Source organism: Bacillus sp. FSL M8-0166 (genome assembly GCF_038008825.1).
In the GTDB taxonomy this organism is placed as follows: Bacteria; Bacillota; Bacilli; order Bacillales; family Bacillaceae; genus Bacillus; species Bacillus safensis.
The window spans coordinates 138,636-163,553 of sequence record NZ_JBBOZZ010000001.1 but is presented as its reverse complement, the minus strand read 5'-3'; the positions used below and the strand labels follow the sequence as shown (position 1 = coordinate 163,553).

Here is a 24,918-nt window from a genome sequence, read left to right as displayed (position 1 = left end):
ATATCCACCTTTCAAATTTTGATCTCATATCATTTATTCCCTCTATAAAAAGCTGAAAAACTTAATGCCTGTGAATCACGTTAAGACCACCTGTTGCTTCAATGACGGTCCCTGTAATAAGATCTGAACGGTCATCGCATAGAAATGAGATGATACGTCCAATATCCTCTCCAGTGCCAGACCTGCCTATAGGCGTTTCATCGTCTTTGATTTGACGGGCTTCCTCTATTGTCGATTCTTTCATGTCTCCAACGATTTTGCCTGGACACACCATATTGGCCGTGATGCCATTTTCGGCTTCTTCAATCGCAATGGTTTTCGTCAATGACGCAAGGCCCACTTTTGCCGCTCCAAAGGCTGATCTGTGCATCCAGCCTGGCGCATGGTCTGCACCTTGGAAGCCATAAGTGATAATGCGGCCAAAGCCTTGTTTTCTCATCATTGGGATGACCATTCGGAACAAATGGAATACTGCTGATAGGTTGCCTTCCAACATTTGATACCATTCATCTTCAGAGTAATCCGCCAGTTTTTTTCGTTCAAAAATATAAGGACCAGCATTGTTAATTAAGGCATCAATCCGCCCAAATCGCTCTGCTGCCAGCTCTACCATGTTTTTTAAATCTTCTTTTTTTGTCACATCACCTTGGACAAATTGAAGCTTATCTTCGTACTGCTGTAATTCTTCTTTCATCTGCCGGACAGCTTCATCATCACTTCGATAATTCACTGTCACAGAATACCCCATATTCAGTAAAGACTCGGTGACTTTCCGGCCAAGTCCTTTAGAACCCGCTGTTATTAATGCGTGTCGCACACAATCTCCTCCTAAAGCAAAGGTTGCAAGTTCACGTATTTCTTATCTTATCTTTTACTTTACTATAAACCGTCAACTGGCGCACTTATGAACCCTTTATCAATACGGGTAAAACAGTATAGGGTGATTCATCCACTGTTTCATATCCCATGAGCCATGGATATCGAGGAGCAGCGAAACAAAACGATAGCATTCTCTCACCTCATGAAGATCATGAGGAAGCGGACAAATCTCTTCATAGCCCAATTGAACATTGCGGGCAGCTTCTTTTGTCAAAAGGTATTCCAATGCAATAAAATCAAACGCTGCTGGTCCAAATACGACATATTCCGTATCAACTAAACTCGTCACTTGATCATCTTTTTCAATATATTGAGACGGATCTAAATCAATTAAAATGAGACAGGCTGACTCAGGAGTCCTTAGCTTTTCAATCTTTTGCTGCACAAATTCTGCATAACAGTGAAATTCAGGCTGATCCGCGTAATAGCGGTCTATGAGTTTGGATACAGCCTTTTTTAACACAGCATGGAATTCTCTCAAATGCTTCTTTTCAGCACCGTATACTGCACCAAAAAAGTCAGTTCGATATGAATGAAGATATGCTAGTTTCCTCCCGTAATCCTTATAAAAGTCTGATGAACGTCCCTCAAAAGATGTGAAAGGTGTCCCTTCTATTTTTTCCATGACATAAAATTGTCTCCCTGCCTTCTTCACTTTACGAACAACTTTTGGAATAAGAAAGGAATTCGTATGAGACAGCTTTTGATTGATTTGATCGATATAATCTTGTACAGTACGGTCATCTACTCCATAGATCATATTGATTCCAGACACAAATTCACTTTCTTCTCTTGCAGTTTTAGGAGATTTAATCACATATTCCGTTTTATCTTGTAAGGAGATCAGCCACACATCATTAGCCCGTCCGTCATATTGTTCTCCTAACGTTTTCACTGAAACGATCGGTTGATGAAACAAAGCCTCAAGCGTTTTCTTCATGATCTGCTGTCACTCCCTCTTCTGCTTGACGACGGTATGCTTTCATTTTCTCCAATGATCATCAATCTCCTTTTTCCATGACAAAAACCATCCGTATAAACGAATGGTTTTTGAAATGTTACGCCAGGCAGGCTTTTGCTTTTTCTAGAGCGAGCTGGATTTGTTTGAATCCAGTTCCGCCTGCACTTGTTCTTTTTTCAACAGCAACATATGGATCAAGAACAGTGTAAATGTCTTGTTCAAAAAGATCGCTTGCTTCTGTAAATGTTTCAAAAGGAAGATCGCTTAGATAGATACCTTTTTGAATACATGTATACACAAGCTTGCCAACGATTTCGTGTGCTTCACGGAATGGCATGCCTTTTTTCGCAAGGTAGTCTGCCACTTCTGTCGCGTTTGAGAAATCTTCTTTTGTTGCCTTTTTCATGACATTTTCGTTCACTGTCATCGTTTGAATCATGCCTGTGAAGATTTGGAGGCTGCCAGCGATGGTTTTCACTGTATCAAACATGCCTTCCTTATCTTCTTGCAAGTCTTTGTTATACGTAAGCGGCAAGCCTTTCATAATCGTGAGAAGCCCCATCAGGTTGCCATACACACGGCCTGTTTTCCCGCGGATTAATTCAGCCATATCCGGGTTTTTCTTCTGCGGCATCATGCTGCTGCCTGTTGCATACGTGTCATCGAGTTCAATGAATTTGAATTCTTGCGAGCACCATAAAATGATTTCCTCACAAAAACGTGAGAGATGCATCATCACAAGGCTGCTATTAGACAAAAACTCTAAAATGAAATCCCGGTCACTCACACCGTCGAGGCTGTTTTCGTAAATGTGGTCAAAGCCAAGCTGCTCTGCTGTATATTCACGATCAATCGGGAATGTCGTTCCTGCTAACGCTCCGCATCCAAGTGGAGACACGTTAATTCGCTTCAATGAATCTTGAAAGCGCGCTTTGTCACGCTCAAGCATCCAAAAATAGGCGAGCATATGATGGGCAAACGAAATAGGCTGTGCACGCTGCAGGTGCGTATATCCTGGAAAAATTGTTTCAACGTGCTGTTCTGCCTTTTCTACAAGCACCGTTTGAAAAGAAGAGATCAGTTCAATGATATGCTCTACTTGGTTATTCAAATATAAGTGCATATCGGTTGCGACTTGATCATTCCGGCTTCTCGCTGTGTGCAATTTGCCGCCAAGCGGACCAATCTCATCAATGAGCATTTTTTCAAGGTTTAAATGAATGTCCTCATAATCTACTGAGAATTCCAGTTCATCCGCCTCTGCCTTTTTCATGAGCGTATTCAGTCCGTCTTTGATCGCAGCGGCTTCCTCATCATCGAGGATACCGCATTTATTCAGCATACTTGCATGAGCAAGGGAGCCGGTCAGATCTTCTTTGACTAATTGTTTGTCGAAATGAATGGACGCGCCAAACTCATCGACCCATTTTTCAGGTGTTTTTTGAAATCGGCCTCCCCAAAGCTTTTTCATGCTTTAACCTGCTCCTTTTTATTCACGATGCTGTTTACTTTTGTCGGTAAGCCCCAAAGGTTAATAAATCCTACAGCTGCATCATGATCAAATTCATCTGCTTTTGTATAAGTTGCTAGATTCTCATCGTAAAGTGAATATGGTGATTTACGTCCTTCTACAATGGCATGGCCTTTAAATAGTTTCACACGTACAACACCTGTTACGTTCTGCTGTGTTTCTTGTAAGAATGCATCTAGTGCTTCTTTAAGCGGTGAGAACCATAAGCCGTTGTATATTAATTCAGCCATTTTTTGTTCAACGATTGGTTTAAAGTGTGCGACTTCTTTGACAAGCGTTAAGTCTTCAAGCTCTTTATGTGCTTTAAGAAGTGTGACAGCACCTGGGCACTCGTACACTTCACGAGATTTGATGCCAACAAGACGGTTTTCAACGTGATCGATTCTGCCTACACCATGCTGACCAGCGACTTCATTTAAATGAAGGATGAGATCAGATAATGAATACTGGATACCGTCAATCGCTGTCGGTTTTCCTTTTTCAAACGTGATTTCAATGATTTCAGGTGTGTCAGGCGTTTTTTCAAGTGGATTTGTCAGATCATATGCACCTTCTGGCGGCGCAGCCCAAGGATCTTCTAAAATACCACATTCGTTACTTCTGCCCCAAAGGTTTTGGTCGATTGAATATGGGCTGTCTAAGTTAATCGGAATTGGAATACCGTGTTTTTGTGCATATTCGATTTCTTCATCACGAGACCATTTCCATTCACGCACTGGTGCAAGAACTTCTAGGTCTGGATTTAATGCTTTAATGGATACTTCAAAGCGAACTTGGTCGTTCCCTTTTCCAGTACATCCATGAGCGACGGCTACTGCATTTTCTTTCTCTGCCACTTCCACTAATTTTTTTGCAATAAGCGGGCGGGATAGGGCAGATACTAGTGGATATTTTCCTTCATACATTGTGTGTGCTTGTAATGCAGTGAGTGCGAATTCTTCAGCAAATTCTTCTTTTGCGTCAATCATGTATGATTGAACGGCTCCAACTTGAAGTGCTTTTTGCTGAACGAATGCCAGGTCTTTTCCTTCACCTACGTCAAGGCAGCAAGCAACGACTTCGTATCCTTGCTCTTGTAACCATTTAACTGCAACAGAGGTATCAAGACCTCCGGAATATGCTAATACAACTTTTTTATTTTGTGACATGATTGAAAAGCTCCTCTCGCTTGTTTTGATTCTGTGAATGTTTTTTGCATAAAAATAAGTTTTAATTTATAAACATGCATTTAGTATGTATACACTGTAACAAGGAAAAATTGTTTTTTCAACCCCTTTATGAAAAAAACTCTGCCAAATTTTCTTGGCAGAGTCATTTTGGGCTATGTTTAATCCTTTTCAAGCTCTCGTAAGACGTGAGGAAGCTCTGGAATCACAAGTTTTGTCATGGCTAAACGAACGGCTCCGGTAGATCCTGGCGAGGCAAAGACAGCTTTTTGATTGACGACTCCTGCCGTTGCCCGGGACAAAATAGCGGCTGAACCTATGTCTTCTGTATAACTGAGCATGCGGAAGATTTCGCCAAAGCCAGGGAGCTCTTTGGAGAAAAGAGGGGTGATGGCTTCAATGGTCACATCCCTTGCGGCAATTCCTGTCCCGCCATTTAACAAGACGGCATCTATTTTCGCTTCGCTTGTTCCTTCCAGCACAGCGTCTTGAATGGCTCCAATATTATCTTTTACAATATCGTATGCAAGAACAAGATGTCCCTGTTCTTTGAGCAAATCAATCATCAGACGGCCGCTTTTGTCTGTTTCTTTTGTTCTTGTATCACTGACCGTAATGACTTTTATATAAAGCCTCTCTTTCGCCTCTCGTTTATGTTCTGTCACGCTCATCTTTCGCAACGCTCCCTTTTGCTTCATATTGGACAACATTATAGCATGCTGCTTTTAACAGAAAAAAGCCCTTTTCCAATAAGGAAAAGAGCTCAGCGTGTAGACAAACCCTTGCATTTGGTGTCAGGTCTGCGCTTCGGTGCTCACGAATGTTAAATTCGCTCCGCTCCGATGCTCGGCCTTCCTAGACTTCAAAGGTTTTCTATCACGCTGAAAAAAAGACAAAAGGCTAAAATAAAGATCATTTTAGCCCTTTGTCAACAATATTTTGATTACGCTAAACGCATAACGTCTCTTGCAATCATTACTTCTTCGTTTGTTGGGATGACGATCACTTTTACAGGAGAGTGCGGGTAGCTGATGAATGCTTCTTCGCCTCTCATGTTGTTAAGGGAAGGATCCCAGTAAACGCCCATGAATTCTAGACCACGAAGTACACGTGCTCTTACTTCAGAACTGTTTTCACCGATTCCAGCTGTGAAGATGATCGCATCTACGCCATTCATTCTTGCTGCATAAGAACCGATGTATTTATGAATACGGCTCGCAAAAATATCAAGAGCGACTTCTGCACGGTCGTTTCCTTCTTCTGTTGCTTCTTCGATATCACGAAGGTCACTTGACAGACCAGACACACCTAAAAGACCACTCTTCTTATTCAAAGTAGAAAGCACTTCTTCAGCAGTATGTCCTGTTTTTTCCATAATGAATGGAATAAGGGCAGGGTCAATGTTACCTGAACGTGTACCCATTGCAACACCAGCAAGTGGTGTGAAGCCCATAGATGTATCGATTGATTTTCCGCCTTCAACCGCTGCGATACTCGCGCCATTTCCAAGGTGGCAAGAAATCAAACGAAGCTCTTCTAGAGGACGGCCTAATAGCTCTGCTGCACGCTCTGTAACGAACTTGTGGCTTGTCCCGTGGAATCCGTATTTACGAATACCAAAGTTTTTGTAATAGTCATATGGAAGGCTGTATAGGTAAGACTGCTCTGGCATTGTTTGGTGGAATGCTGTATCGAATACAGCAATCGCTGGTACGTCAGGCAGAATTTGTTTGAATGCTTTGATTCCTACAACGTTTGCAGGGTTGTGAAGTGGTGCAAGCTCTGAAAGCTGATCAATGTCATTGATGACTTCATCTGTTAAAACAACAGAATCGCTGAATTTTTCTCCACCGTGAACGACGCGGTGTCCTACGCCATCAATTTCATTAAAGTCTTTGATGATGTGAAATTCAGTTAGTTTTTCAAGCAGCATTTTGACCGCTACTGCGTGATCTGGAATATCTGTCACTTCTGTTTTCTTTTCTCCATCTACAGAAATCGTGAAGATACTGTTGTCCATTCCGATTCTTTCAACAAGACCTTTTGTTAAAACGGTTTCTTCTGGCATGTCGAACAATTGGAATTTAAGAGATGAGCTTCCTGCGTTGATTGCAATAATTTTGGACATTACTGTCGCTCCTTTTACTCAGTTGTTATATAAGGTTTCACGTTTTTTCCGGTGCTATATTCAACCTGTTTGACGGGTCTTTTATAGTTTAACGATAAGTCCGAAAAATATCTGACTTTTTCATTTAAACATTGAAAACTTTGCATTTCAAGTGCACCTTCGAACTGTTATCGCTTACATAAATAAGTCGTTATTTTCTGAATAGTAAAATAGCCAGAAATGACTCTGGCTATTCTTTCGTTTCTTTTTCTTCTATAAACCACTGGTCTAATTTTCTCATCACACCGACCATTGCTTCCTTCTGTGAGAAAGACGGCAGATTGGCAAACAGCATTCGTTTTGGTGCTTCCAGCCCTTCTTTTTTCTTCTGCATCACAAATAAGCTTTTGGCGTGTTTTTTGTCCTTAAACATGGACACTGGCAGCTGAATTAACGCATTCATATACGCATGATCTTTGATGAAATCCTTTAATTGTACGCTCTCTTTTCCTTCAAACAAGTCGTTTGGAATGATGAAGAATAAGAAGCCGCCTTCTTTTGTATATCGCAGGCTTTGTTCAATGAATAAATAATGGGCAAAGGCATGTCCTTCTTTTGCCTTTAATTCAAAGTCCGCTGCACGCTCATCATTTGGATAATAGCCTACTGGGAGGCTGCATACAGTGACATCCACTGGTGAGATCAGAAGCGGCTCAAGACTGTCCTGATGGAAAAGCTCGACTTCTTTCTCTTCTAAATTCGCCTGTGCCCAAGCAATTTTAATGAGCACATCATCAATTTCAGACGCAAAGCCGCGTTTTGTTTCTGCCGTGAGATTGTTTAAGACAGCAAGCAGTAGGTTTCCTGTTCCCGCTGCTGGATCAAAGACAACAAGCTCTTTTTGACCTTCTAAAAATTTATTCACCAAATAGCTGACAAACAGTCCAATCGTATCTGGTGTCATTTGGCGATTTGGATGAGAAATATCCTTTTGGCCTTTCAATACGGCGAGCTGAAACGCTTTACGAATCTGCTCATGATCATAAGAAGCAAAATCTGCTTTCTCTATTAAATCCTTTAATAAACCGTTTCGATCATTTGCTTGGAAAAAGGCTTCTCCTGCTTCTGCCAATGCTTCAATATAGGAAATGCTCTGTTCCTTTTTTAATCGAATAGAAGCTGTATCGAGCAGTTCAAAAATCGTACTTACTTGATCTTTCTGCAATGCTTTTCTCTCCTCGCTTTGTTAAAAGCTATATGTTCTCATTGAAAAGAGCCCCAGGATGAAGCCGGAGCTCTTGTCGATGCTGCTTTTATAACAGTGATTTTGCAGCTTCAATGGCTTTTTCATAATTTGGGTGATTCGTTGCTTCACTTACGTATTCAGTGTAAACCACTTTTCCGTTAGGGTCTAATACGAAGACTGCGCGCGCCAATAAACGCAATTCTTTCATATACACTCCGAATGCTTCACCAAATGACATATCTCTGTGATCAGATAATGTTTCAACATTTTCAATTCCGTTTGCTCCGCACCAGCGTGCTTGTGCAAATGGAAGATCTGCACTAATCGTATAAATATTGACCGGACCTAAACCGGCTGCCTCTTCATTGAAACGTCTTGTTTGTGCGTCACACACACCTGTATCAATAGAAGGAATCACTGAGATGATCGTCACTTTTCCTGCTAAATCAGAAAGTGAAACTTCTCCAAGTGAGTTCGTTAATACCGTAAAATCAGGAGCCTGCTCGCCTACTTTTACTTCATTTCCTACAAGCGTGACAGGACTTCCTTTAAATGTGATCGATGCCAAAACAATTCCTCCCTTTTCAAATGTATGGTTCTATCATAGTAGAGAAAGCAAAAAACTGCAAAGCCTAATCGTCCATTTTGAAAAAAAAGTTAACTGCAGCGCAGCTAACTTTTTAAAGGTCTATGTCATCTAGTTTTCGTTCTTTGTGACGGTGCTCCCGCTCATCCTTCTTAAACATGTGCTGAAGACGTTCAATTGCTTGAGGAGCAGAATCCAATATTTTATCGAGCAGATGTGTGTGTTCATCCAAATGAAGCATTCGAACTCCGTTTGTTCCTACAATTAAGAAGGCGATTGGTGTAATCGACACCCCGCCGCCGCTTCCGCCGCCAAATGGGAGTCTTGGTTCTTTTCGTTCCTGTTCATCAGAACGTTTTTCTTTCTTTTGGTTCCCGTTAAATTCACTGCCGCCGGCTGCAAATCCAAAACCAACCTTTGACACAGTGAGAATGACACTGCCGTCAGGGGTTTCGACTGGATCGCCGATGATTGTATTCACATCTATCATTTCTTTTAAGTTTTCCATCGCTGTCTTCATGAGACCTTGGATTGGATGATCTGCCATTTTCGGGTTCCTCCTTAAACAGATGATTCATTCTTCGTTGCTTGAAGAGAGGCACTTTTTCTCGCCTTTCTCCCTTTTAACCAATGGACAAGTAAACGAATGGCTGCAAGCATAGCATGTCCAATACGAAAATAAGCTATACATGTAAACTGAGTCTGTGACACATTGTGCTGAAAGGCCGGAATGACTTCATATACCGGTTTATGCTTAAAGGTGAGATGCTCCTGCATAAAGGCAAGCAGTGCTCCTTTAACTGACCACACACCGCCGGCTGCTACACCTGTTAAAGCGGCGTCATGAAAGCCGATCCATGTCGACCAGTGAAACGAGACAATCTTTACGTGGATGAAGAATTTGCGCATGATCCGGTTTAAATCGACAATCTCTTTTGTGATGCGTTCCATTTGGTGAAGGATTTGCTTCATATCACGTTTTCCCACTTTTTTATGCATGGTTTCTTTTTCGTGATCAGGCGTTTTGGCGCTCTCCATTTTCTTTTCACGAATATCAATCGTTTGGTCTTCCGGATTGACCCTCACCATCGGAATCTCTTTTTTGAGTCTGACCAATCCATATAAAGTGATGACCTTCAGTGCAATGTGGTCATTGTCGTTTGTATGCGAATAGTCCAGCGAAATGGTTACTTTCATGAAAATCAACAAGATCACAAGAAACAAAAACGCTGCGATCCAAACGTAAAGCACTGTGCTCACTTCCTCCATAACAAATGATGCTTCCCCTACGATTATGGCTCTCATTCTGGATTTTATACCCAATCATCAAAAAAGAGTTTGACCGGTCCCCGGCCAAACTCGTCTGATTACACGTTTGCTTCTGTTTTTTCATATAAATGTTCATGGACGACCGCCGTATCGGCAAAGTAGTCATGAACCCCTTGCTTTTTTGGTGAGAATCCAACGATAGCATAGAGAACAAAGATCGTATTAATGTAGCGTCCCACAATCTCTCTAAAGAAAATAACATCCCATGCCAGCTTCTTCTCAGGCTGTAGCGAGACCACTTTAATCCCAAACACCATCTTGCCAAGTGTTTGTTGAAAGATTTTCGTCATGATGGCGAAATAAAGGAGGAATACAATCGTCGTTGTGACGGAAAATGGAGAAAACCATCCCCCTCCTTTGGACCAGCCGAACAGACTAAAGATGGGAGAAACCGTCAAATGGTTTACACCCCAGACGACGAGCCAATCAAGAATAAACGCCCAAAATCTAATCCAAAAACCTGCAAACGCCTGTGCTTCAATTGAAGCGCGCTTCACAAAGGCCGGCTTCGATTCTTCCTCTTGGCTGCGGCTTTCGCTTACTTCATCGAATGTAGAATCCATCTATGATCCCTCCTTTATTTTGAATAGAGATACATCGGTTTAGACCCATTTGAGCCAGCCAGTGTTTCTTTTAAATTCAGAAAATCAATTTCGCTTTTAAAGAGCTTGCTTGCACTCATGTTAAAGAGAGAGTTCCAGCCAAAGCTTTGAGAATAGCTGACCACTGTTGCTCCTTTTAAGCCTTTTTCATTTTTCTTCATCGCTTTTAGTGCATCTTCATAATACCCAAGCTCATCGACTAATCCGTTCGATTTTGCCTGTGTTCCGTCATATACTCGGCCGTCAGCAATTTTCTTGACGTCCTGTTTTGACATGCCGCGTCCTTCAGAGATCACTTTGACAAATCCTTCATAAGAGTTATCGACCATGCTTTGCATGATGTTGCGCTCATCTTTTGTCATATCACGGTTTGGAGACATGATGTCTTTGAATTTTCCGCTCTTAATCGTTTCATATTTAATGCCTAAATTATCTGCGAGCTTTGAATAATTCAAGCTTTGCATAATGACACCTAACGATCCTGTTAATGTTTCAGGTGAAGCAAAGATTTTCTTCGCTGGAGTTGACACGTAGTAGCCGCCAGAAGCTGCCATTGAGCCCATAGATACGTAAATCGGCTTCTTCGCTTTTTTCACTTCTTCTAATTTTTTATGTATTTCAGCACTTTCATAGACACCGCCGCCAGGAGAGTTTACGCGCAGCAGTACACCTTTTACCGAAGCATCCTCTTTCGCTTTATCTAGTTCCTTGAGGAATGCACGATGATCATAACCTTCTCCGCCTAATAGGCTCGATGCGCCGCCATTATCTTGAATGGTTCCATTAATCTCAAGAACCGCAATTTTGCCTGCACCGCTGCCATTCTCTAGTACCTTCTCTTCTATTTCATCCCCAAATTGATAGCTCATTTTATTGTCATTGAAGCTATCGAACAAGGCCATCGTGACACTAATCACAATTGAAAATCCGAAAACACCAAGTGCAATAATTAACGCTACCCATCTTTTCGCATTCATCTTTTTCTCCTCCTTTTTGTCTCACTTCATTCATACGAATGCCCACATGAAATGTTTCACAGGAATTGTGGTTTTTTTACATTTCATGTAGGCATATGATAGCACCTCTCTTAAATAACGATCAACTTTACATCGTCTACTTAGACATGAGCATAACGAAAAATTGGCTTTTTTATCCTCTCCCTGCACCTAATAGGCTAGATCTTCACCGCAACGAAACACCTAAACCTTTCTTTCATGAGAAAACGGCTATTCAATTATGCTCAGGATCCAGCCATTTCGAATCCCTTACATTGACTCATTTCTCAAAAAGCAAATTCGATCATGAGGCGGTCTTTCTAATGTTTTTACTTTCATATGAAAAAAGTGTAAAATGTGAGCAAGGGTTTTCATGTAAGCCCTTTATCATTGGAAATTATTTTTGACAGCAAAGGGGAGAACGTCAATGACAGACAATCGTCGCAATGTATTTTTCTTTTACAAAAAAGATCATGAATTGGATGGACACATTTCTTCTCTCGAGAAGCTCGCTACCGACCAAGGCTTTCACGTCGTCAAGCGTGCAGAGGATGCCCACATTATTGCTTCAATTGGCGGGGATGGCACATTTCTTCAAGCAGTCCGCAAAACGAATTTCCGGGATGACTGCTTGTATGTAGGGGTATCAAAATCAGAGAATACGCACCTATACTGCGATTTCTCGTTAGAGCATTTTGATAAAATGATTGATGCTATGAATACTGAACAGCTTGAAGTGAGAAAATATCCGATCATCGATGTAAGCGTTGACAGCACAAACCAGTTCCATTGTTTAAATGAACTGTCGATCCGCTCCAGCATTATTAAAACATTTGTGATCGATGTGTATATAGATGATTTCCACTTTGAAACTTTTAGAGGCGACGGCATGATTATTTCCACTCCGACTGGCTCAACGGCCTACAATAAATCCGTGAGCGGCGCCGTGGTTGATCCAATGCTTCCTTGTATGCAAGTCACAGAGCTTGCATCGCTGAATAACAACTCGTACCGTACATTAGGCGCTCCTTTCATCTTAAGCAGTGACCGCAAGCTGACGCTGAAGGTGGTGCAGGATGGAAACGATCATCCAATTATCGGGCTTGATAACGAAGCGCTCGGCACAAAACACGTCAAACAAATTGACATTGGCCTTTCAGGAAAAGTGATTAAAACGGTGAAATTAAAAGACAACTCTTACTGGGAAAAAGTAAAACGCAGATTCCTTTAATTTTTCAGATTTGAGGGTTTGTCCGCACGCTGGAAGCTCCTTTATGGGGCTTTTTTTTTATGTCTTTTCATTCACAGTCATGGTTATGGTATGATGTCACAAGTATGAATGTACGAAAAGGAGAACACGATGACATTACAACATTTTGATCAATATCCATTAAGTGATGAATTGAAACAAGCGTTAGAAGCGCTTCACTTCCATACACCTACACCCGTTCAGCACGAGACATTATCCGTTGCTTTTTCAAAGCAGGATTTAATTGTCAAATCTCAGACTGGGAGCGGCAAGACTGCAGCCTATGGTCTGCCGATTTGTGAAATGGTTGATTGGGCTGAAAATAAACCTCAAGCCCTCATCCTCGTTCCAACACGAGAACTCGCCATGCAGGTCAAACAAGACCTCACAAGCCTTGGGCGATTCAAACGAATCAAAGCCGCAGCCATTTATGGAAAAGCCTCTTTTCAAGCGCAGAAAGTAGAGCTTTCACAGAAAAACCATATTGTGTGCGGAACACCAGGCCGCATTTTGGATCACCTTGAGAAAGGCACCCTTTCTTTAGAAAATCTCAAATTTTTCGTGTTAGATGAAGCGGATGAAATGCTGAACATGGGATTTATCGATCAAGTCTCTTCTATTATTCAGTATCTGCCGCCAAAGCGCATGTCGATGCTGTTTTCAGCGACAATGTCTGATGACATGAAGAAATTGAGCGAACAGTTTTTACAATCACCCAAAGTCATTGAGATCGCACGGGAAGAAACGTCTGTACAGCAAATCACCCACACCGTGATTGAAACAGAAGAAGAATCGAAATTCTCCCTTCTTCAGCGTACGATCGTCATTGAAAATCCAGATAGCTGCATTATTTTCTGTAATACACAAGACCGGGTGAATGAACTCACGATGAAGCTGGACGAATGGGATGTGCCCTGTGACAAAATTCATGGCGGCATGAGACAGGAAGACCGCTTTGATGTGATGGATGAATTTAAAAAAGGTGAATTCCGTTATCTGATCGCAACAGATATAGCAGCCCGGGGAATTGATGTCAGCGATATGACACATGTGATTCATTATGATCTTCCTTATGAAAAAGAACGCTATATTCACCGGACTGGTAGAACAGGCAGAGCGGGAAAAAGCGGGAAAACGATTGCGTTTATGACAAAGAATGCAAAGCCGCTTATTGATGAATTAAAGCAGGATGCCGGCATAGATTTTCAAACTCAGCCTTATCCAACGAAAGAAGAAGCAGAGACGCATGTAGAAAGCTTTGAAAAGAAGATTGAAACGCCTATTCAAAAGGAAAATAAACAGGCAGGCGTTGAGAAGGATATTATGAAGCTTTATTTTAACGGCGGGAAGAAAAAGAAGCTGCGGGCTGTTGATTTCGTTGGGACCATTGCCAAAATAGAAGGCGTTGCATTCGATGACATTGGGATTATTACGATTCAAGACACGAAAACATATGTCGATATTTTAAACGGCAAAGGCCCTCTTGTGCTGAATGCGATGCGCCATACAACCATTAAAGGCAAGCAGTTAAAAGTACATGAAGCACGTTCATAAAAAGTGAAGGCTAAGCGCCTTTACTTTTTTATTTAAAATAAAATAAGCTTACAACCCCTGAACCATCAGCCTTTCCTGTGTCCAACATGACAAATGTCATATTGAATACATGATGGGTGCTACTATGAGCATGACACCTTTCCTTCTATACTTTGAAGTAGAAAGAAACGGAAAGGACTTGAACGTTCATGACGACTTCAACAAACACAAAGCAGCAAGCCACTTTAAGAAAACAAGTGGGTCAATTCTCTGGTGCTAATTCGAAAAAAAGTATCATTCAACTCTTTAATACATTCATTCCATTTTTGGGGCTTTGGTTTCTTGCCTATTATAGCCTGAACATCTCCTACCTTTTAACCCTCTTCTTTGCGGTTATTGCAGCTGGTTTTTTAGTACGTGTCTTTATTATTTTTCACGACTGCTGCCATCAATCCTTTTTCAAACAGAAGCCGCTGAATCACCTGTTCGGTTTTTTAACGGGCGTACTCACCCTTTTCCCTTATCTTCAATGGCAAAGAGATCATTCAATTCACCATGCCACAAGCAGTAATTTAGACAAACGAGGTACTGGCGACATTTGGCTCCTGACAGTCAAAGAATATCAAGAAGCATCAGCATGGACGAAATTTCGCTACAGATTTTATCGTAACCCTTTTGTGATGTTTATTTTAGGTCCGATCTTTGTCTTTCTCTTAAAAAACCGTTTCAACGTCAAAAATGCTCGTAAAAAAGAGCGCTGGAACACGTATTTCACAAACGTGAGCATCATTGCGCTAGCAGCAGCAACGTGTCTTCTTTTTGGCTGGCAGGAGTTCCTACTTGTCCAAGGTCCAATCTTCCTGATCTCAGGATCAATCGGTGTATGGCTGTTTTATGTACAGCATACGTTTGAGGATTCTTACTTTGAAGCAGATGAACATTGGAATTATGTGCAGGCAGCGGTAGAAGGCAGTTCTTTTTACAAATTGCCAAAGCTTCTTCAGTGGTTAACAGGCAATATCGGTTATCACCATGTCCATCATTTAAGTCCGAGGGTACCGAATTATCACTTGGAGCATGCACATGATCATAGTGAGCCGCTTCAAAATGTTCCAACCATCACTTTAAAAACAAGTATTGAATCAATGAAATTTAGACTTTGGGATGAAGAAACGAAAGCATTCGTTACCTTTAAAGAAGCACGGCAATCTAAGAAGATGCCCGCACCTGTCATTAAAGGAGACATTCTAAAGAAAAATGCATAATTGGTGCAAGCTCTTTCTTACACTAGAAGGAGCTTGTTGTCATTTACAGGATGCAACCATAAGTTGAATTTGATAAAGTAATGAAAAAGAACGAAAACGGAAAAGGTGGCACACGGATGAAAAAACAGTTTAAAATTCAAAAGTTGCATGGGATTTCCCCCTATATATGGGCCATTTTTTTCATCCTGCCCTTCTATTTTATCTTTAAGACACCTTCGACTTTAGGTATTGTGATCGGCATTATTTTGAACGTCGTCTTTTTCGCTGTGTATCGTTTTGCCTTTGTCGCAAAAGGCTGGTCTTTATATGTCTTCGGCCTTTTATTGATCGGCATTTCAACTGGTTATGTGATGCTCTACAGCTATATTTATTTCGCTTTTTGCATCGCCTATTTTAACGGACATATTAAAAGAAAAGTCCCCTTTTATATCTTGTACTATATCCATCTAGGAAGCGCTGCTATTGCAGTGAACTTTAGTTTGATCTTAAAAAAGGGCTGGTTTCTCACACAAATTCCTCTTGTCGTAATCACCCTGATTAGTGCCATTCTTCTTCCTCTCAGCATTCGGAGCAGGAAGGAACGTGAACGGCTTGAGGAGAAATTAGAATATGCCAATGAACGGATTGCTGATCTTGTGAAGCTTGAAGAAAGGCAGCGCATTGCACGCGACCTGCATGACACCCTTGGACAAAAGCTTTCTTTGATCGGTTTAAAAAGTGATCTTGCCCGTAAACTCGTGTATAAAGACCCTGAACAGGCTCGTGCCGAACTCAAAAGCGTCCAGCTGACCGCCAGAACGTCTCTCAATGAAGTGCGGAAGATTGTTTCCTCCATGAAGGGCATCCGAATCAAAGAGGAAATGTCGAACATCGAGCAAATTCTGGATGCAGCCGGAATTGAATTGATCTATGATGAAAAGGAAGCACCGAAACACATCTCACTTCTGAACGAAAACATTGTGAGCATGTGCATCAAAGAGGCGGTGACAAATGTCGTCAAACATAGTGACGCGACTGTTTGTAAAATCACCATTCACCAAAAATCAAAGGAAGCCATCATCACCGTTGAAGATGACGGAACATTTAAAGGCGACAATCCGCCCTCTCAAATGAAGGGTCACGGCCTTTTAGGAATAAGAGAAAGATTGGAATTTGCAAATGGCCGCCTGCGTATTGAAACAAAAGACGGGACAAAGCTCATTATGAGCATTCCAAATGATTCAGCAGCAAAAGAAAAGGAGGGGATGAAATGATCAACATCTTTATCGCAGAAGATCAGCAAATGCTGCTTGGTGCACTCGGTTCACTTCTCGATTTAGAAGACGATATGACGGTTGTTGGGAAAGGTACGAATGGCCAAGATGCCATCGATTTTGCCAAAACACACCCTGTTGATATTTGCTTAATGGATATTGAAATGCCGGGAAAATCCGGACTTGATGCAGCAGAAGAGCTTAAAGGGTCAGATGTGAAAATCATCATTTTAACGACCTTTGCCCGCTCCGGTTATTTCCAAAGGGCGCTAAAAGCTGGCGTCAGCGGCTACATGCTGAAAGACAGCCCAAGTGAGGATCTGGCAAGTGCCATTCGCAGTGTGATGAAAGGGAAAAAGGTGTACGCACCTGAATTAATGGAAGACTTATATAGTGACGAAAACCCTTTAACGGAGCGAGAGAAATCGGTTCTTGAACTCGTCGCAGACGGTAAAAACACAAAAGAAATTGCAAAAGAACTCAGCATTAAAAGCGGCACTGTCCGGAACTACATTTCCATTATTTTAGATAAGCTAGAAGTGAAAAACCGCATCGAAGCCATTACACGATCAAAAGAAAAAGGCTGGTTTAAATAAGAAAAAAGATCAGGACACATGCTGCCTTGATCTTTTTTTTATCGAAAATCCCCCCTTTATTTTTTATCACCAGCTATCAAAATGTCATTGACAACAGCCTACAGTCTTATGATATGATATCCAAGTGATAATAATTATCATTATCACTAATACACCCAATATCCGGCTTATGTGCCGATTTCAAAGGAGTCTACATTCATGAAGAAAATATTGTTCCCTCTGATGCTCATCTTTGTACTTGCATTGAGCGCATGTGGCAATAGCAGCAGCTCTTCCTCAAATAAAGGAAATCAATCAACATCATCAGACAAAATTACATATCAATCTGAAAATGGGCCTGTAAAGCTGCCAGCACATCCAAAGCGTGTTGTTGTTCTCGGCTCTTACACAGGTAATGTCATGTCACTTGGTGTGAACCTTGTCGGCGTCGACTCTTGGTCCAAAAAGAATCCGCGTTTCCAAAAGGAATTAAAAAATGTGGAGGAAGTATCGGATGCCAATGTAGAGAAAATCATGAAGCTAAAGCCTGATGTCATCATTGGCTTAAGCAATACTAAAAATGTAGAAAAACTCAAAAAAATCGCACCAACCGTTTTGTTTACGTATAACAAAGTTGATTACCTTCAGCAGCACATTGAAATTGGAAAAGTATTAAACAAAGAAAAAGAAGCAACAGCTTGGGTAAAAGATTTCAAAAAACGCGCAGCGGAAGCTGGAAAAGAAATCAAAGCAAAAATTGGTGAAGATGCAACAGTTTCTGTCTTTGAAAGTGGCACAAAAGATCTTTACGTCTTTGGAGATGCATGGGGCCGCGGAACAGAAATTCTCTATCAAGCCATGAAACTGAAAATGCCTGAGAAAGTGAAAGAAAAAGCATTAAAAGCCGGCTACTACGCGGTTTCACAGGAGGTCATCCCTGAATTTGCAGGAGACTATATGATCATTAGTAAAAACAGCGAAATGGACAATTCCTATCAAAACAGTGAAATTTACAAGTCCATCCCGGCTGTCAAAAAACATCGTGTGTATGAAGCCAATGCAGAGGAATTCTATTTTAATGACCCACTCACACTTGAATTCCAACTATCATTCTTTAAAAAGCACTTTTTAGGTAAATAAGCTGAAGCAAGGGACCTCTTCCCTTGCTTTTTTCTTGTCTGCTTCTAGCGGCAGGGACTTTTTTCCGCTACAATGACAACAAGTGAATACAAAAAGTGTGGTGCTGATTTTGTTTAAGATTCTACTGATTGAAGATGATACAACCCTCTTCCAAGAAATCAAAGAACGTCTAGTCAACTGGTCCTATGATGTCTATGGGATTCAAGATTTCCATCAGGTTTTGCAGGAATTCACGTCTGTCCAGCCTGATCTCGTCATTATTGATATACAGCTGCCAAAATACGATGGCTTTCATTGGTGCCGGATGATTCGGCATCATTCAAATGTTCCAATCATCTTCCTCTCCTCAAGAGACCACCCTGCTGATATGGTCATGTCGATGCAGCTCGGTGCCGATGATTTTGTGCAAAAGCCCTTCCACTTTGACGTGCTCATTGCCAAAATTAGTGCTGTTCTTCGCCGCGTGCATGATTATAATGCAGAACCGGCCAGCCTAAAGGTGTGGTGCGGTGCTGCCATTGACCTCGAAAAAAACACCGTAACAAATGATCACGGTGAGGTTGAATTAACGAAAAACGAGTTATTTATTCTCAAGGAATTGATTCAGCATAAAAATCATATCGTCAGCCGGGAATCCCTCATTCAAGCATTGTGGGAGGATGAACGGTTTGTCAGTGACAATACTCTGACTGTAAACGTCAATCGCCTCAGAAAAAAACTAGACGAGATCTCCCTTGGCGCCTTCATCGAAACAAAAGTGGGTCAAGGCTATCTTGCAAAGGAAAAGGATGATCAATGATGCTGCAAGCATTTTTAAAAGAACGAAGAAGCTGGATTCTTTTCTTTCTTAGTTTGCAGCTCCTCATTCTGTTTGTTGCTTATTTGGATACGACCATTCCAATCGCTTCTCTTTTTTATATTGTGCTATTGTCTACGTTTCTCATGATCGTCTTTCTCTTTTTCCGATACCGAAAAGAAACGGCTTATTATGAGAGGCTGAAAGAATGGGATGATGACATTGAACATCAAATGCGGCTAACCCCCTCTTCCCCATTTGAGCACCTCATCCATGATGCGACGTCAGAGCAAATTGCACGCTACCGGCGGATGGCAGCAGAGCAGAAAATCGCTCTTGAAGAAGAAAAAGATGAATTGCTCTCTTGGATACATGAGGTCAAAACACCGCTTACAGCGATGCGCTTAATGATTGACCGCTTAACAGATCAGCCGCTGAAATCAAATATGACGTATGAATGGCTCAGAATCCATTTATTACTCGATGCCCAGCTGCACCAAAGCAGAGTACGTCATATCGAAAATGATTTATTCATTGAAAAGCTTGACCTGCAAAGCATCATAACAAAAGAAATCAAAGCGCTCCAATCATGGTGCATGCAAAAAGGAATCGGCTTTGAGCTGGCGCTGGAGGAACGTACCGTATTAAGTGATATAAAATGGTTATCCTTTATGATCAGACAAGTACTCACAAATGCAGTCAAATACAGCCATTCGTCCGATATTGTCATTGAAAGCACGCAAATAAATGACCAAGTCATGCTGAGGATTACAGATCAAGGCAGAGGAATTGATCCAAGAGACATCTCTCGTATTTTTGAAAAGGGCTTTACCTCAACAAGGCATCACAATGACACCGCCTCAACGGGAATGGGCCTCTATTTAACGAAAAAAGGAGCAGACGCTCTTCATATCACGATCGAGGTCAACTCCACGATAGATGAAGGTACAACCTTCACCTTCATCTTTCCGAAAAAGAATGATTTTGTTCATATTGCGAGCATGTAAAAAGCAATCGCAATCTCTTCGCGACGTCAAAACTTGCGCGAAGAGATTGAGGTGGCTTACTTAGGAAATACTCCCCGCTTCTTGGCGAAAAACATCTCCCATCTGTCTCCGTCTATAAATACTTAAGATCAGCCCAACAGCCATCATTTCTAGAAGAATATGTGAACCTCCATAGCTCATGAAAGGCATAGACACTCCAGGTAAAGGCAGAAAGCCAAAGTTTGTGAAAATGCTTAAGAGACATTTTGCTGCAAAAACAGCCGCTAAACCTGTCATGACCATTTTGCCATAAGCCATTTTCACTCGTTTTGCTGTATGAAATACTCTGTGAATAAAGATGACAAACAACATGAGCGCAATGAGCCCTGCCAACCAGCCAAATGAATAAATGATATATGTAAACATCCAATCCGTGTGAACTTCAGACATGGCATAAGGTGTGATCTGAAGCCCGTTTGAGCTGAATTCATGAATTCTATAAAAGAAAAGGTGCCCATCTGCTTGAAAAAGAGAAAATAATTCAACCATCAGATATAAAATGCCTGCTGCTGTCAGCATAATGATTTGCCATAAACTTGCGCTAGACACATACATCACGGTTAAGCACATGACGAGACAGATAACGGTCGCAGGAAGAAAACCAATCGTACTGATTAAAATAATCGGTAAAGCCATCATCCCTACTCCAAGCCAAGCTTTGTACGCATTCTCCCAATTCCAATTGTGAAAGATACCTGCTAAAGAAATAGCTAGAAGAAAAGGCATAATCTCAGTCAAATTTATAGATACATCACTTATTCTTAAAAAAAGAATACCGTTCACTCTTGACCCGAACATCATTGAAAAAATCAGCGTTCCGAGTGTCCCAATGTATAAATGCCAAGAGTATTTCAATAAGCGCCGATAATCGAATGAAAACAAACCAAACATAAGCACTAAACCCACTAGATAAAAAGCAAGGCTTTTATAAAAAATGTTCATGTTTTGAAGATTTGTAAAATCTGAATGAAACTGCAAAAAGTACATCACAAACAGCCCGCAAAAACAAGTGGCTAACACTAGAAGAATCGTTTTAAAATCGATTTGGGTTTTATGTGTTTCATGGAGCTGCATTCCGAGAATTTCCGCATCACCAATTTGGTTCAATGCTTGATCTACCGCCTCTTCTTCAGACAACCCAGCATTCATCGCTTCCTCTTTTAGTGTGTATAGATGATCCATCAATTCAAGCTTTACACTCGAATGAACATCTTTATTTTTAATTCGTTTACATACACTTTTGACATACTTCTCGAACTTTTTATCTAATCCCATGCGATTTTCTCTCCGTTCAATACGCCATCGACTGCATGTTTGAAAACGTTCCATTCTTCTTTCTTTTCCTGTATCAATGCTTTCCCTTGCTCATTGATTTTGTAATACTTTCTTTTCCGATTGCCATTCCCTTCGCCCCAGTAAGAAATAATAAATTCTTTCCCCTCTAAATTGTGCAAAATAGGATAGATTGTTCCTTCTTTAAAGCTGAAAACCCCTTCCGACTTCGCCTCCAATTCTTTAATCATTTCATATCCATACATCGGTCTTTCATTTAATAAGCTTAATATAAGGGTAGCTGTACTTCCCTTTAGAAGCTCTTTACTCACTTTCATTCTTAGTTACCTCCAATACATAGATTTACTATGCATATATTTAATATGCATATCATACATGAATAAAATAACCATGTAAAGCTTCAAAACGCCACCATGACATGAAAAATCATAGAAGATTGATACATAAGAGTGAAAAACAGATAAAATAAATAGATAAAGAAAACTCACCTTGCATAAGAAACGGGTTTACATAAAATTTGTTTAAAAAACAAGCATGTGACAACAATGTCACATGCTCGTCTATTTTGTTCGCCAAATCGAAGGAAGTCTGGCAGGATTCTTTTTATACTAGAGATATCAATTAAAAGAAAAAGGGGTTCAGCAAATGAACATTTTAGAAGCTCGCAAAATCTATAAAAGCTACGGAAATAAATTCAATAAACAAGAGGTGCTGAGCGGCATTGACTTGACCATTGAAGCCGGAGAATTTGTCAGTATCATGGGGCCTTCAGGCTCTGGGAAAACAACCCTTCTGAACGTATTGTCCTCTATCGATCATGTGTCCAGCGGATCAATTCGTATTGCAGATGCTGAGATGACGCAAATGAAGGATCAGCAGCTTGCTGAATTTAGAAAAAAACAGCTTGGCTTTGTTTTTCAGGATTATAATTTACTTGATACACTCACGGTCAAAGAAAATATTCTTTTGCCTTTATCCATCTCCAAAACACCAAAAAAAGAAGCTTTTGAACGTTTTCAGCAGCTCGCAGAAGACATGGGGATTTATGAACTAAGAGACAAATACCCGAACGAACTCTCTGGAGGACAAAAGCAGCGGACATCAGCGGTTCGTGCCTTCATTCATGAACCGAGTCTTATTTTCGCTGATGAACCTACTGGTGCACTTGATTCCAAATCTGCATCTGACTTGCTTAACAAGCTGCAAGATTTCAATCGTAAACGAAAAGCGACCATTGTGATGGTGACACATGATCCTGTCGCAGCCAGCTATTCAAACCGCGTCATTTTTATCAAGGACGGACAGATTTATACACAGTTGAATAAAGGCGCTTTAGAAAGAAAAATGTTTTTCGAGGATATTATGAAAACGCAAGGTGTCTTAGGCGGTGTGAAGCATGAACATTAATCAGCTCATCTTCCGTAATCTGAAGAAGAATTTGAAGAATTACTATTTATATGTGTTTGCTCTCGTGTTTAGTGTCGCGCTCTATTTTTCCTTTGTCACCTTGCAGTACTCACCAGCACTTGATGATGTAAAAGGCTCCATTAAAGGCGGCGCTTCAATTAAAGCCGCTTCGGTTCTGCTCATTGCCATCGTCGGTATTTTCCTGCTATATGCGAATAGCATTTTTATTAAGCGCAGAGGAAAAGAAATAGGTCTCTTACAGCTCATTGGCATGACGAAACAAAAAATTGCCAGACTGCTCAATGCAGAAAACTTTATCCTATACGTGACAGCCATGGCGATCGGCATCATTGCCGGCTTTATCGGTTCAAAGCTGATGCTGATGGTGCTATTTAAAGTGACTGGTGTTAACGCCATCGCCAATCTGCATTTTTCAGGCATGGCCCTTCTGCAAACACTCATTGTCTTTTTCATTATCTATGTATTGATTATGCTAAGAAATAGACGCTTTATTAATAAACAGACGATTTTATCTTTGTTTAGAACCACGTCTTCGACAGAACAGCGTGTGAAAAAGATCTCTGTGTTTGAAATCATCATTGGGGTTTTCGGTATTGTCTTGATCAGCTCAGGCTATTATATTTCTTCTAAGCTTTTTACCGGCTCATATACGTCCATGCTTGAGTTACTTTTAGCCATGATTTATATTCTAGCCTCTGTCATCATCGGTACTTTTCTTTTTTACAAAGGCTCTGTTTCTTTCATTGCCAATATCGTACGTAAAAGAAAAAATGGCTATCTCGCCATTCATGAAGTGTTATCTTTGTCATCCATTATGTTCCGGCTAAAATCAAATGCACTGCTTTTAACGATTATTACAACCGTATCTGCACTTGCCATCGGCTTGCTGGCTCTTAGCTACATTTCCTATTACTCAGCAGAAAAAACAGCTGAGCAGCAAATTCCAGCTCATTTTGTCATGGGCTCAGAAAAAGAAGCAGCAACCTTTACTCGTGCACTATCTGACAAGCACATTGCTTATGATCAAAAGCAGTTCAAAGTGATTCAAGCGAAATTTGATGCGAAAAAAATCATGGATTCAGAGTTGAAAAATATGAATAATGATCCAGGCGTATTGACACTGCCTGTGATCAGTGAGAAAAACGCACCAAATATTCATGTGGAGAAAAGCGAAGTGATTTTAAGCGGCTACAGTGATCTATTAAAGAAATTCATGCCGATTCAAAGCTCAGGCAATGTGAAGCTTCTCATCAAGAAGCCTGTTGATTTGAAAGTCATGGATATGAAGAAAGATTATCTCATTTCTTACAAATTCACTTTTGGCGGTCTGCCTGTTGCCGTCGTGAGTCAAGATGTTTTTGAGCAGCTTGACAAGCAGAAAGATCCTAAGCTGCAACTTGAAAATAGCCAATATATTGCAGTCAATATAAAAGATGATCAAAATCTTGAACAAGCAAATAGCGTGTTTACATCTTTAAAACTAAGTGACAACAGCATGTCTCAATTAGCTTCAGCACAGCAGCAAAAACAAACAATAGGACTAATGATGTTTGTGGTCGGGTTTTTAGGTCTCAGCTTCCTTGTCACATCAGGCTGTATTTTATACTTTAAACAAATGAATGAAAGTGAAGAGGAACAAAGTTCCTACACGATCTTGCGTAAGCTTGGTTTTACTGAGAAGGATCTATTACAAGGCATCCGGCTTAAACAGCTGTTTAACTTTGGGATTCCGCTCATCATCGGATTGCTGCACAGCTACTTTGCTGTACAATCAGGCTGGTTTTTATTCGGCGGTGAATTGTGGACTCCAATGCTCATCGTCATGTCGATTTACACTATCTTATATTCTGTCTTCGGATTCCTGTCTGTCCAATATTATAAAAAGGTCATTAAAGAATCCTTGTAATCAATTCCCCATAGGCATCACCTATGGGGTTA

At 40.9% G+C, this 24,918-nt stretch carries 24 protein-coding genes; 10 read left to right on the top strand and 14 right to left on the bottom strand.

The genetic code is table 11. The annotated features are described in order from the left end of the window. Nucleotides 1-61: 61 nt before the first annotated feature. The 12 genes from NSS92_RS00915 to sppA form a co-directional block, all read right to left on the bottom strand. A complete protein-coding gene (locus tag NSS92_RS00915) occupies nucleotides 62-817 on the bottom strand; it encodes an SDR family oxidoreductase (RefSeq protein WP_340866754.1) in 756 nt (251 codons plus the stop codon). A gap of 99 nt (nucleotides 818-916) precedes the next feature. Further along, nucleotides 917-1,819 (bottom strand): phosphotransferase, encoded by a 903-nt coding sequence (locus NSS92_RS00910; RefSeq protein ID WP_340866753.1) that lies wholly within the window; start codon nucleotides 1,817-1,819, stop codon nucleotides 917-919. Nucleotides 1,820-1,937: 118 nt separating this feature from the next. Next, nucleotides 1,938-3,311: an argininosuccinate lyase gene (argH, locus tag NSS92_RS00905; protein WP_340866752.1), complete on the bottom strand. Its 1,374-nt coding sequence runs from the start codon at nucleotides 3,309-3,311 to the stop codon at nucleotides 1,938-1,940. Next, a complete protein-coding gene (locus tag NSS92_RS00900; protein ID WP_048239076.1) occupies nucleotides 3,308-4,519 on the bottom strand; it encodes an argininosuccinate synthase in 1,212 nt (403 codons plus the stop codon). Before NSS92_RS00900 ends, argH begins: the two co-directional genes overlap by 4 nt. A 179-nt stretch (nucleotides 4,520-4,698) precedes the next feature. Then, nucleotides 4,699-5,208, bottom strand: coding sequence for a MogA/MoaB family molybdenum cofactor biosynthesis protein (locus tag NSS92_RS00895; RefSeq protein ID WP_267587136.1), 510 nt, complete (start codon nucleotides 5,206-5,208; stop codon nucleotides 4,699-4,701). Between the two features lie 272 nt (nucleotides 5,209-5,480). Next, nucleotides 5,481-6,665: an acetate kinase gene (locus NSS92_RS00890; RefSeq protein ID WP_267587135.1), complete on the bottom strand. Its 1,185-nt coding sequence runs from the start codon at nucleotides 6,663-6,665 to the stop codon at nucleotides 5,481-5,483. 229 nt (nucleotides 6,666-6,894) lie between these two features. Further along, nucleotides 6,895-7,869: a class I SAM-dependent methyltransferase gene (locus tag NSS92_RS00885; protein ID WP_047203773.1), complete on the bottom strand. Its 975-nt coding sequence runs from the start codon at nucleotides 7,867-7,869 to the stop codon at nucleotides 6,895-6,897. Between the two features lie 88 nt (nucleotides 7,870-7,957). Continuing rightward, complete coding sequence (tpx, locus tag NSS92_RS00880) at nucleotides 7,958-8,458, bottom strand: thiol peroxidase (protein WP_024424810.1); 501 nt, start codon at nucleotides 8,456-8,458, stop codon at nucleotides 7,958-7,960. A gap of 112 nt (nucleotides 8,459-8,570) precedes the next feature. Further along, entirely contained in the window at nucleotides 8,571-9,023 is a 453-nt protein-coding gene (gene ytfJ / locus NSS92_RS00875) for a GerW family sporulation protein (protein ID WP_007501733.1), read from the bottom strand. A gap of 14 nt (nucleotides 9,024-9,037) precedes the next feature. Continuing rightward, nucleotides 9,038-9,745: a DUF2953 domain-containing protein gene (locus NSS92_RS00870; RefSeq protein WP_340866751.1), complete on the bottom strand. Its 708-nt coding sequence runs from the start codon at nucleotides 9,743-9,745 to the stop codon at nucleotides 9,038-9,040. 98 nt (nucleotides 9,746-9,843) lie between these two features. After that, complete coding sequence (locus tag NSS92_RS00865; protein WP_142945617.1) at nucleotides 9,844-10,368, bottom strand: RDD family protein; 525 nt, start codon at nucleotides 10,366-10,368, stop codon at nucleotides 9,844-9,846. 14 nt (nucleotides 10,369-10,382) lie between these two features. After that, a complete protein-coding gene (gene sppA, locus NSS92_RS00860) occupies nucleotides 10,383-11,384 on the bottom strand; it encodes a signal peptide peptidase SppA (protein ID WP_251216378.1) in 1,002 nt (333 codons plus the stop codon). A 445-nt stretch (nucleotides 11,385-11,829) separates the two neighbouring features. Between sppA and NSS92_RS00855 the strand changes: the two genes are divergently transcribed. From NSS92_RS00855 to NSS92_RS00820, 8 genes are all read left to right on the top strand, one after another. Next, nucleotides 11,830-12,633, top strand: a complete 804-nt coding sequence (locus NSS92_RS00855) for an NAD kinase (protein ID WP_024424814.1) — start codon at nucleotides 11,830-11,832, stop codon at nucleotides 12,631-12,633. 129 nt (nucleotides 12,634-12,762) lie between these two features. Further along, a complete protein-coding gene (locus NSS92_RS00850; protein ID WP_340866750.1) occupies nucleotides 12,763-14,205 on the top strand; it encodes a DEAD/DEAH box helicase in 1,443 nt (480 codons plus the stop codon). Nucleotides 14,206-14,393: 188 nt separating this feature from the next. Then, nucleotides 14,394-15,449, top strand: coding sequence for a fatty acid desaturase (locus tag NSS92_RS00845; RefSeq protein WP_267587130.1), 1,056 nt, complete (start codon nucleotides 14,394-14,396; stop codon nucleotides 15,447-15,449). A 116-nt stretch (nucleotides 15,450-15,565) separates the two neighbouring features. Beyond that, nucleotides 15,566-16,702, top strand: coding sequence for a sensor histidine kinase (locus NSS92_RS00840; protein ID WP_267587129.1), 1,137 nt, complete (start codon nucleotides 15,566-15,568; stop codon nucleotides 16,700-16,702). Beyond that, nucleotides 16,699-17,298: a response regulator transcription factor gene (locus NSS92_RS00835; protein ID WP_267587128.1), complete on the top strand. Its 600-nt coding sequence runs from the start codon at nucleotides 16,699-16,701 to the stop codon at nucleotides 17,296-17,298. Before NSS92_RS00840 ends, NSS92_RS00835 begins: the two co-directional genes overlap by 4 nt. A gap of 198 nt (nucleotides 17,299-17,496) precedes the next feature. Next, nucleotides 17,497-18,417, top strand: a complete 921-nt coding sequence (locus NSS92_RS00830) for an iron-hydroxamate ABC transporter substrate-binding protein (RefSeq protein ID WP_142945623.1) — start codon at nucleotides 17,497-17,499, stop codon at nucleotides 18,415-18,417. A gap of 109 nt (nucleotides 18,418-18,526) precedes the next feature. Continuing rightward, a complete protein-coding gene (locus NSS92_RS00825; protein WP_025092270.1) occupies nucleotides 18,527-19,216 on the top strand; it encodes a response regulator transcription factor in 690 nt (229 codons plus the stop codon). After that, nucleotides 19,216-20,220 carry a sensor histidine kinase gene (locus tag NSS92_RS00820; protein WP_340866749.1) on the top strand — a complete coding sequence of 335 codons (1,005 nt, stop codon included), beginning with the start codon at nucleotides 19,216-19,218 and terminating at the stop codon, nucleotides 20,218-20,220. The genes NSS92_RS00825 and NSS92_RS00820 overlap by 1 nt, the downstream gene beginning before the upstream one ends. A 60-nt stretch (nucleotides 20,221-20,280) precedes the next feature. On the opposite strand, the gene NSS92_RS00815 is transcribed toward NSS92_RS00820, so the two are convergent. Both NSS92_RS00815 and NSS92_RS00810 read right to left on the bottom strand, forming a co-directional pair. Next, nucleotides 20,281-21,534 (bottom strand): FtsW/RodA/SpoVE family cell cycle protein, encoded by a 1,254-nt coding sequence (locus NSS92_RS00815; protein ID WP_267587126.1) that lies wholly within the window; start codon nucleotides 21,532-21,534, stop codon nucleotides 20,281-20,283. Beyond that, nucleotides 21,525-21,869 (bottom strand): PadR family transcriptional regulator, encoded by a 345-nt coding sequence (locus NSS92_RS00810; protein WP_142945626.1) that lies wholly within the window; start codon nucleotides 21,867-21,869, stop codon nucleotides 21,525-21,527. The genes NSS92_RS00815 and NSS92_RS00810 overlap by 10 nt, the downstream gene beginning before the upstream one ends. Before the next feature lie 328 nt (nucleotides 21,870-22,197). Here NSS92_RS00810 and NSS92_RS00805 point away from each other — a divergent pair, with 328 nt between their 5' ends. Next, complete coding sequence (locus tag NSS92_RS00805; RefSeq protein WP_142945627.1) at nucleotides 22,198-22,959, top strand: ABC transporter ATP-binding protein; 762 nt, start codon at nucleotides 22,198-22,200, stop codon at nucleotides 22,957-22,959. Continuing rightward, nucleotides 22,949-24,886, top strand: a complete 1,938-nt coding sequence (locus NSS92_RS00800) for an ABC transporter permease (RefSeq protein ID WP_267587125.1) — start codon at nucleotides 22,949-22,951, stop codon at nucleotides 24,884-24,886. Before NSS92_RS00805 ends, NSS92_RS00800 begins: the two co-directional genes overlap by 11 nt. The last annotated feature ends 32 nt before the right edge of the window (nucleotides 24,887-24,918 follow it).